The sequence below is a fragment of the Microcystis sp. M109S1 genome, from assembly GCF_020247025.1.
Classification (GTDB): Bacteria; Cyanobacteriota; Cyanobacteriia; order Cyanobacteriales; family Microcystaceae; genus Microcystis.
This window is the reverse complement of record NZ_JADBRW010000452.1, coordinates 1-9,587: the sequence shown is the minus strand read 5'-3', so window position 1 is coordinate 9,587 and position 9,587 is coordinate 1. Positions and strand designations below refer to the sequence as shown.

8 protein-coding genes are annotated in these 9,587 nt (G+C 46.2%); 2 read left to right on the top strand and 6 right to left on the bottom strand.

The window, feature by feature from the left end; translation table 11 throughout:
* Window positions 1-174 precede the first annotated feature (174 nt).
* Both IM322_RS22125 and IM322_RS22120 read right to left on the bottom strand, forming a co-directional pair.
* Entirely contained in the window at window positions 175-657 is a 483-nt protein-coding gene (locus IM322_RS22125; RefSeq protein ID WP_004162779.1) for a photosystem I reaction center protein subunit XI, read from the bottom strand.
* 474 nt (window positions 658-1,131) lie between these two features.
* Window positions 1,132-1,542: a universal stress protein gene (locus IM322_RS22120; RefSeq protein WP_287673026.1), complete on the bottom strand. Its 411-nt coding sequence runs from the start codon at window positions 1,540-1,542 to the stop codon at window positions 1,132-1,134.
* A 163-nt stretch (window positions 1,543-1,705) separates the two neighbouring features.
* Here IM322_RS22120 and IM322_RS22115 point away from each other — a divergent pair, with 163 nt between their 5' ends.
* Entirely contained in the window at window positions 1,706-2,914 is a 1,209-nt protein-coding gene (locus tag IM322_RS22115; protein ID WP_287673027.1) for a phosphoglycerate kinase, read from the top strand.
* Window positions 2,915-3,113: 199 nt separating this feature from the next.
* Here the strand turns inward: IM322_RS22115 and IM322_RS22110 are convergent, their stop codons facing one another.
* From IM322_RS22110 to IM322_RS22095, 4 genes are all read right to left on the bottom strand, one after another.
* The gene (locus tag IM322_RS22110) at window positions 3,114-3,698 is read right to left on the bottom strand and encodes a Uma2 family endonuclease (protein ID WP_287673029.1); all 585 of its coding nucleotides are present in this window, start codon (window positions 3,696-3,698) and stop codon (window positions 3,114-3,116) included.
* A 157-nt stretch (window positions 3,699-3,855) separates the two neighbouring features.
* Entirely contained in the window at window positions 3,856-5,211 is a 1,356-nt protein-coding gene (gene opcA, locus IM322_RS22105) for a glucose-6-phosphate dehydrogenase assembly protein OpcA (RefSeq protein ID WP_286825415.1), read from the bottom strand.
* Between the two features lie 287 nt (window positions 5,212-5,498).
* Entirely contained in the window at window positions 5,499-7,028 is a 1,530-nt protein-coding gene (zwf, locus tag IM322_RS22100; protein WP_287078655.1) for a glucose-6-phosphate dehydrogenase, read from the bottom strand.
* Window positions 7,029-7,442: 414 nt separating this feature from the next.
* Complete coding sequence (locus tag IM322_RS22095; RefSeq protein WP_287675267.1) at window positions 7,443-8,633, bottom strand: DUF3747 domain-containing protein; 1,191 nt, start codon at window positions 8,631-8,633, stop codon at window positions 7,443-7,445.
* Between the two features lie 673 nt (window positions 8,634-9,306).
* Between IM322_RS22095 and IM322_RS22090 the strand changes: the two genes are divergently transcribed.
* The coding region (locus tag IM322_RS22090; RefSeq protein WP_287713330.1) for an RRXRR domain-containing protein at window positions 9,307-9,587 on the top strand (281 nt) is incomplete at its 3' end.

Here is a 9,587-nt window from a genome sequence, read left to right as displayed (position 1 = left end):
GTTTTACTCGTTCAAGGCCGAATTTGAAGTCTTTTCTGAACGAAACCCCTTACTATCTGTTGTCAAGGTTCAGTTTTTAGCTTGGTTATCGCTTTTTCCATTGTAGCTTAAAGCCGTCCTAAAAGGACGGGGTTTTAACCTAAATTTTCGATAATCAGGTAGAAAAAGGGTTAATTATTGATTAAAAACCCCACGCATGATGCCATCAACGACACCAAGATTTTCTAGGAGGAAATAGGCCACAAAAGCGCCACCCATGCCACCAATAAAGAAACCGGCAGCGAATTGACTCCAACCCTCCGCCGATTTCAGCGGATCACCACTAGCGGCCTTACCTTGGAAGGAGACAAGACCATAACTAGCTAAACAACCCGTAGCCAAAAGAACCATGGCTAAAGCGGGGATTAAGCCGCCGATATTGGCATATTCGGAGTCTCTCAAGGGGCCCAGGACAACCCAGGGACCACCGAGGAAATAACCGTGGGCCATACCCACTTCTAGACCGCGCAGAATCGGAGCTAGACCGGGACGATAGGCAGGTAAGTTACCAATAAAAGCTTTGGTAAAACCAGAAGCGGAAATGGGGGTAGCTAGATGACCAATGAACGGATCATCATTGTAGGGTGTCACCACCTGTTTGTATCCAGTTTCAGCCATTGTGTTTGAGTTCTCCTTTTTCCGATCAACGGGAAAATTGATCATAAAACTTTAAGATTACACTTTAGGCCTAAGAATTACTTCAAGCAACCCCATCGATCGAGTTTTCAAGGGTTGACGGCTGAAACTCTCACAATTCGTTACATTTCTCTCAGGAGAAGGGGGTTGGGGGTTGGGGGTTGGGGGTTGGGGGTTGGGGGTTGGGGGTTGGGGGGAGCTTTTTTCAGTGATCAGTAAACAGTAATCAGTGAACTGAAAACTCACACCTGATCCCATTTTTCTTTAGGTGTGACATAGATAGTGTACTGGGCAAGAGGCAAGAGGCAAGAGGCAAGAGAGTGCATGAGTACCTTTTTTAACTAGCCATCTCTGCCGCTAGTTTAGAAAATTGCTATCACATCTGCTCACTGATAACTGCTCACTGATAACTGCTCACTGCTCACTGATAACTGATAACTGATCACTGATGACTGATTAAGGGATAATCAACACTGGACAGGGGGCAAGGTTAATAACTTTGGTGGTGACGCTTTCGGACACACCTTCGCTGGTTAATCCTAAACCGCGACAACCCATAACGATCAGGTCGGCATTAACTTCATCGGCCACATCACAGATGACAAAAGAAGGTATTCCCTCCCTTTCAATCATTTCCGCCTTGATGCCAGCTTGGGCGAAAATCGATCGCGCCGATTGTAACAATCTATCCACCGCTTCGATCGAACTCATCTTATCGTCGGCGGCAATTTCTCCGCTGGGTGTCGTTTCCACCACCGACAACAGGACCAAACGACTGTCAAAGATTTTGACTAATTCGATCACACTATTGGTCGCGTCACGACTTTCGCGGCTGTGGTCGATGGGAAATAAAATCGTCTCAAACATAATTAGCAAGTCTCTCCAATCAAATTTTTCTGGGAAAATCAGTCTTAGAACTGCAAAACTGATCCCCAAATCTGAAATAATCTTTGTCAAAGTAATTGCCGCAAGTAGCGATACCCTGATTTAATCTTTATTGTACGGTAAGCAATCTAGGAGGTTATGGGCTGTGCCAAAAAAAACAGTAGCGAATTTAACAGAAGCCGATTTAGCGGGCAAACGGGTCTTAGTCCGGGTCGATTTTAACGTTCCCATGGACAAGGCCACCGGGAAAATCAGCGATGATACCCGCATTCGGGCGGCCTTGCCAACCATTGAGGATTTAATCAAAAAAGGGGCTAAGGTTATTTTATGCAGCCACATGGGTCGTCCCGACGGTGAGGTTCAAGAAAATTTGCGTCTGACCCCTGTAGCTAAACGTCTCTCGGAATTACTGGGCCAAGAAGTAATCATGTGTCCCGATTGTATTGGTGAGGGAGTTACGGCAGCGATTAGCCAAATGTCTAACGGTCAAGTGGCCCTTTTAGAAAATCTGCGTTTCCACGGTGAAGAGGAGGCAAATAATCCCGATTTTGCCAAAAAATTAGCCGCTAACGCCGATTTATACGTTAATGATGCTTTTGGTACCGCCCACCGCGCCCACGCTTCTACGGAAGGCGTTACCCACTATCTCAGCCCCTCGGTGGCGGGTTATTTAATTGAAAAAGAATTAAACTACCTACAGTCCGCTATTGAAACTCCCCAACGTCCCCTAGCGGCGATTATCGGCGGTTCTAAGGTTTCTAGTAAAATTGGCGTGATCGAAACTTTATTGGAAAAGTGCGATAAACTGCTCATCGGTGGCGGTATGATCTTTACTTTCTACAAGGCCCGCGGTTTAAGTGTTGGTAAGTCTTTGGTGGAAGAAGACAAACTGGAATTAGCTAAATCCCTGGAAGCGAAAGCTAAAGAAAAAGGGGTGGAATTCCTCCTTCCTACTGATGTGGTGTTAGCGGATAAATTCGATAAAGATGCCGAGTCCCAAATCGTCAAGGTCGAAAATATTCCCGATGGTTGGATGGGATTGGATATTGGACCTGAATCAGTTAAAGTTTTCCAAAAAGCTTTATCTAACTGTAAATCTGTCCTCTGGAATGGCCCCATGGGGGTGTTCGAGTTTGCTAAATTCGCAGCGGGTACAGATGCGATCGCTCACACTTTAGCCGATTTAACCGCTACTGGTACAACTACCATTATCGGTGGTGGCGACTCGGTAGCGGCGGTGGAAAAAGTGGGAGTGGCGGAAAAAATGAGCCATATTTCCACCGGTGGTGGCGCTAGTTTGGAATTACTCGAAGGTAAGGTTTTACCCGGTATTGCCGCCCTCGATGAGGCCTAATTATCGCTAATATCTAAGGTTTAAACAAGGTGGGTGCTGGCCCACCTTTTTTAGGAATTAGGAATTAGGAATTATGAATTATGAATTATAAATTATGAATTATAATACTAAATCTGGTTATTAAAAACTGATTATCTATAGCCCCTATTGCCTATTGCCTGTCCTGATATGTAGCCTATACTCAACGGATTTAGTATCATTAGGATACTTCAATCGCAGTAAAATCCACCCGCTGATATAAATCTGTCAGGGATATTTGAAAATCTAGAGAAAACAAAGTTAAAATCGCTTCTTGATCGTGATAATCCCGAAATGCCCAATGATCACCTCTTTTATGAAATTGTTCGATATAATAACCATATTGATCGATTAAAATATATTCTTCAAAACTATTAAGAGAGCGATAAAACTTAAACTTATCACCCCGATTATAGTCTTGAGTAGATTTTGATAAAACCTCGATAATCACCTGTGGATTGGTAATCGTATCGGTGCGTCCTCTTTCAAGAATTGGTTCCCCCTTAACGATCATAAGATCGGGATAGGTGTATACATTATAGGTGGGTATGGCCAAGCGTAGATCGGTGATAAATATATCATAGGCTTGATTCTGGATAGTTAAGGGAAATCTTCTGTAAAAATTTCCCGCAATGCGATTATGGTTAGGAGTTCCCCCAGTCATAATAATAATTTCTCCATCTCGATACTCGTGTCTGTCGGTGGCAGTTTCCTCTAGTTGAAAGTATTCTGCGACTGTGTAGCGTTTCTCAGTGGTTGCGACCATATTGCCCCCTTGAAAGCAAAGCTCTGTCTTTATAATAACCTGTTTTCTGAAAAGGTACAATTATCGGTTTTAATCAGGTGCTGACTGCCGTATAAATATCGAGAGACCTGGTTAACCAGGTCTCTCCAAAGTGGGTGGGATTATTGTTGCTAATTTGTTAATCCGGTCGGGATAATTTGAGGATAGCGCCGGTGACTTTCATACTTTCTTGATAAAGCACGTCCTTGCCCCAACGCTGTAACTGTTTACCTAGCAGAGTTTCTGTTTTTTGGTCTTCCAGATGGGCTACTTGTTCAATGCGGCAAGATTGGGCTCCTCCCGAAGCTTCCATCCGCATACAGCCGGTAGTTCCCGAACAAATTACCGTACAACAATCAGCCTGAAGATTAGTAGAACTGAGTTTAATACTAATCAGATCCCCTTGTACCTCACCCCAATCGGCCACGGGAATACCAGCTAATTCTGCTTCAATTAAACGCTGGTCCTGACCGAGGAAGCTAATCCGATGAATAGCGTAATCTCCCGACCGGTGACTATATCCCACTGGTCGCCATTGTAACCGGCTGGCCATCCAACCGAGGAACATAAAAGCTTGGCAAGGATTGCCCTTTTCATAATCAATAGTGATGCGATCGACTTCCAGAATAGCATCCCGGCGCTCCGGTGGATCAAAAGCCTCGGCGGTTAGTTCTTGCCAAGGGGCGAGACGACTCCAGTTCAGGTCAGCCAATGGTACATCTGTTGCTAGTAAATCCCCCACTTGCAGCAGTTCCGTTTCTGGTTCCCGAAAAGTGCTGGAATCGACGATAATCGTATCACATTGACTGGCCAGACGCTTAAATAGTCCATATTCCGCATCGGGACTGGCTTTCCACCAGAGAAATTTGGGCAAACTGGGAATAGTTAACTCGGAAATAATGCCGCCAATTCGTTCCAAAGCTTCCGCCGTACCGCTTAAAGTGACGTATTCACAGCAAACTAAAGTGTTCTGACTACGTTTGTTGACGGGACAATAGGCAGAAACGGAGGCTTTTACCCCTTCATCGGCCTCGGCGGTGGGACAGAGGGTAATAATGCGACAGGGATTGGAAGCAGCGATCGCATCTGCGACCCCAATCGCATCCAAATCGGCGGCGTATTGACGATGATTAGCCCCGTCCTCGGCGTTTTTTTCCGCTTCCCAGGCTGCCCTTAACCGAGCGACAAATTCATCGCTAGAAAGCCCGGTTACTTCTAGTTCTAGGTCCTTCTGGGCGACTTTGATCGCGGCGTGGGTCCTGGGACCGGCAATACCATCAATCGGACCGGTGTAATAGCCGAGAAGGGTTAACAATTCCTGTACCGCATCGGGTTCATAGACAATAAAGCTAAAGGTGGTGGCCCGGGTGGCGGCCATACCATCCTCATTATCATTATAGGATTGCCAGATATCGCGCAGTTCCTGCTCGATCACATCGATGGAAACATCTTTCGGTGCTTGCAGGGAGACAATGGGGGGGCTTTGGGTGGTCATGTCAGTTATCAGTTATCAGTTATCAGTTATCAGTTATCAGTTATCAGTTATCAGTTACCAGTTACCAGTTACCAGTTATCAGTTATCAGTTATCAGTTATCAGTTATCAGTTATCAGTTATCAGATGTGAGTTTTTAGTGAATAGTATTAAGCGACAAGCTCGGAGCTGCCTTTTTACTGTTTACTGCTCACTGTTTACTGCTCACTGTTTACTGCTCACTGTTTACTGCTCACTGTTTACTGTTTACTGCTCACTGTTTACTGTTTACTGCTCACTGTTTACTGTATTAGAGTCGTCGCCAACGACGGCCATCGCGGTTAAGGAGAAATTCCGCTTCTGTGGGTTCCCAAGTACCCGCTTCGTATTGGGGTACGGAGGCAGGATCGGCGGGAGCGTCCCAAGCGGCGAGAGCGGGAGTAACAATGCGCCATGCTTCTTCTACCTCGTCAGAACGGGTAAATAGGGTTTGATCTCCTAGCATAGCGTCTAAAAGTAGGCGATTATAGGCATCAGCGCTGGCAACACCGAAGGAGGAACCATAACTAAAGTCCATTTCTACCGTGCGCGTGCGTAATTCCGACCCCGGCATTTTTGCCTCAAAACGCAGGGCAATACCTTCATTAGGCTGAATTCGCAGACTCAGTACATTTGCATTAGTTTGTTGGGCTGCCGATTGGAAGATTAATAACGGCACATTGCGGAATTGGATGGCAATCTCGGAAACTTTTTTGGGCAGACGTTTACCCGTACGCAGATAGAAGGGGACACCCTGCCAACGCCAGTTATCGACGATTAATTTCATGGCGACGTAGGTGGGAGTGGTGGATTCCGGATTAACCCCCGGTTCTTCCCGATAGCCCGGAATGGGTTTTCCTTTCATCCAACCGGCTTTATACTGGCCGCGGATGGCGGATTTTTCTAGGTTATTGATATCGGCCAGGTGAGTCGCTTGCAGGACTTTGACTTTTTCGCCGCGGATACTATCAGCGTTAATAGCGTTGGGTGCTTCCATCGCCGTTAAGCAGAATAACTGCATCAGGTGATTTTGCACCATATCCCGCAAAGCCCCCGATTTTTCGTAATATCCGGCCCGATCCTCCACTCCCACGGTTTCGGCCACGGTAATCTGGACGTGATCGATAAATTGACGATTCCAGAGGGGTTCAAAGATGGCGTTAGCAAATCGGAACACCAATAAGTTTTGGACGGTTTCCTTGCCTAAATAGTGGTCAATGCGATAAACTTGGTTCTCCTGACAAACCTCTTGTACGACTCGATTGAGAACTTGGGCAGAACTGAGGTCTTTGCCAAAGGGTTTTTCGATCACTAACCGGTGTTTAATTGGGTCTGTAAGCATTCCGGCCGCCCCAAGGTTTTTAAGGCCGGGGGGAAAGAAATTAGGAGAAACCGCTAGATAAAAGACTCGATTGCCGCGGGTTCCCCGCATTCCGTCTAATTCTTCCAGAAAGACTTTCATTTTGGCGTAACTTTCTGGATCGTCCATGTTGCCGGGGAAATAGTACAAGCCTTGGGCGAAGTCTTGCCAATATTCCTCACTACCAATCCCGTCAGAAAATTCTTCGATGCCTTGGCGCATCTGTTGGCGAAAATAATCATGACTCCACTCTCGGCGCGCTGTACCGACGATGGTTAATTCGGCCGGCAGTCGTCTTTCCCGTTTCAGTTGATAGAGGGCAGGAACCAGTTTTCTTTGGGTTAAGTCTCCCGATGCCCCAAAAATGACTAAAATTAGGGGTTCTGGGGTTCTTTCTTGTCGCAATCCCACTCGGAGAGGATTTTCGAGCAGCTTTACCATAGGATTTTGTCTAGCCGAGGTGCATTATTTCCCAGTTTAGCGATAATACTCGACGGCATACCTAAAGTAAAAATTAACAACCACAATCAGTGATCAGTGATCAGTAAACAGTAATCAGTGATCAGTAAACAGTAAGCAGTGATCAGTAAACAGTGATCAGTAAACAGTAATCAGTGACCAGTAATTATATTAAATCTGGTTATTAAAGACTGATTATTATTCCTCCTTTTGCATGAGTGCCTAGGCTTTTTTGAAATCAAAAAGTTCGGGGCCTGGGAGTGAGCGGGGGGAAAATTGGGGGACTTTTTCCCTGAAAATTAGGTAATTGACCACCTAAAAATGGATAAAACCCCACACCCCACACCCTACCCCTAGGAAAAACTTTTTCAGCAAACCCTGATTGAGGAGAGGCCGTTATTTTTTGGCGGTTTTAACACAATCGAGGGTACGGACAATGGCGGCTGCTGCGTAGTTACGACGGGCGGGGTCATTTGGTACAAAAGAACTACCCTGTTCGTTCAAGGGAGAGGCCACACCGCAAAATCCCGACATCTGGGTAATTAAACTGGCGGCCCAATGACCGGAAGTATCAGAAAAATTGACGGGGGTTTTAGTTTGGGCTAAATCGGGGGCTTGTTTTTGCTGAGTTTTCAGGTAGGTGGCGGCCTGTTTGAGAATCGCCATCAATTCGGCCCTAGTGATGGGGTCGGTGGGACGGAATTCGCCGTTAGCTTTGCCGGCAACAATACCATTGGCCCGGGCCCATTGGATTTTTTGGGCACTCCAGCGCGTCGCTTCTACGTCGTTAAAACTGCCGCTGCCGGGGGGAATCGCTTCTAGGTTAATTTTGGTGACAGTTCCCATCCCTTCAATAATCATCGAGACGAATTGTTCCCTGGTGACGGGATTTTCGGGGCGGAAGGTGTTATCTTCTTTAAAACCGGCCACTACCCCAAGCGCGATTGCTTTTTCAATCTCAGTTTTATAGATATCGCCGCTAATATCCTGAAAACTGGCCCCGGAAGTGGGGGGGGGAGTGGTTTCGTTGATGGGAGGTCTGCCGGCGGCCGCGAGAACTTCCGCTTCTTTGCCGCTAAAGTAGAAGTGGCCTAAAGTTTTGCCTTGGAAAGTACGACGGCTAAATCTCCAACCCGGTTCGAGGATAATTTTCATAAATCCTGTTTGCATTCCTCGGGTTCTTCCCACCACTAATTCCGGTCTGCGAGCATCCCGGGGAGTTCCCACTAAGTATAATTCGCCATTGCGTTCCACAATACGCAGGATGTAATCTAGCCCAAAATCCCGGCCATCGAGACGGATAGAATAACCATTACTATCGGTGGCGCGGCGACAAATGCCGGTAAAGTCAAAGTTGAGGAGCAGCGGGTCGATCATGACGGGATTTGAGCCGCTTTCGCTCCAACACTTCTGTTTTCCCTGGATTTGTTCCAATACTAGCAGGTCAAATTTATTACCTCCGTAGGGACGAGCGATCGCTATTACCTGGGTCTGCTCGATGTCCTGTTCGTCAAAGTTGACCGCTGGTGTGGCAGTTATGCCGAAGGTCATTAGGGCGGTTAGGGCGATCGATAATCTGGCTTTCATAATCTTTAATCTATAAGACGATTTTTGCAGTAAAAATAGACGTGCTAGTCCCAATATTCTAAGACTGAATGCTTCCGGTTGTTGTTCCGGACTGCGCCGGATTGTTGTCTGTCCGCACAAGTTTTCTCTCAATCTTCAATTTCCGAACCTATTTATCCTGGCAATATTCTGATGGAACTGGTGGGTTGATCAATATTAATTCGGTTAGCTGTTGAAACTGGGGAGATTTTGGCGAATTGTTGAAAATTTTAGCCAGCCATTCGAGTCTTAGGCTAAGATGGGGAGAGAGGCTTTTAATTGGCCGCATCCCTTGACTTCCTCACAGGATTTAAGCCCAATAATTGCCTAAAAAATTGCAGTTAATCGATTGAGGGCTATCAGTGCTGAGGTAAATTATCATAGTTCATTAGCTCTGGTGAGCCATTGCCTTTTCTTTGGTGTGTGTGAGGTAAACAATTGTCACTAACCCCGCCCTAAAAGCGACGGGGCTTGCCTAGACCAATTTAGGCGACGCAAGTAGAGACTACCGCATCGAGACACAATCTGGCACAGACCTCCGAATACTTCCCTAGTTCGGATTCCCTCTAAGCTTTATTGGTAAAGCGTTGTTAGACAAGACATCTTGATTGTGTTGCGGAAAGGGACTTTAACTTTACTCTTAAGGATTATCTCCATGCCAAGAGTTCCTGTTATCTCAAAAGACGGAAAGCCCTTGATGCCCACTAAACCCAGTCGGGCCAGACGGTGGATTAAAGAAGGAAAAGCCATCGGTAAATTCAACGACTTAGGTATTTTCTATGTCCAGCTAACCGATGAATCCTCTAACAACAAAACCCAACCGATTGCCATTGGTATTGACCCGGGTAAATTATTCTCTGGAATTGGCGTTCAATCCTCTCTTTTTACTCTTTGGAAAGCTCACTTAGAACTTCCTTTTAAACGAGTAAAAGAGCG

Coding starts and splice junctions, on each gene's coding strand:
- IM322_RS22125 (WP_004162779.1), bottom strand. CDS start 657: ATGGCTGAAACTGGATACAAACAGGTGGTGACACCCTACAATGATGAT.
- IM322_RS22120 (WP_287673026.1), bottom strand. CDS start 1,542: ATGTTTGAGACGATTTTATTTCCCATCGACCACAGCCGCGAAAGTCGT.
- IM322_RS22110 (WP_287673029.1), bottom strand. CDS start 3,698: ATGGTCGCAACCACTGAGAAACGCTACACAGTCGCAGAATACTTTCAA.
- opcA (WP_286825415.1), bottom strand. CDS start 5,211: ATGACCACCCAAAGCCCCCCCATTGTCTCCCTGCAAGCACCGAAAGAT.
- zwf (WP_287078655.1), bottom strand. CDS start 7,028: ATGGTAAAGCTGCTCGAAAATCCTCTCCGAGTGGGATTGCGACAAGAA.
- IM322_RS22095 (WP_287675267.1), bottom strand. CDS start 8,633: ATGAAAGCCAGATTATCGATCGCCCTAACCGCCCTAATGACCTTCGGC.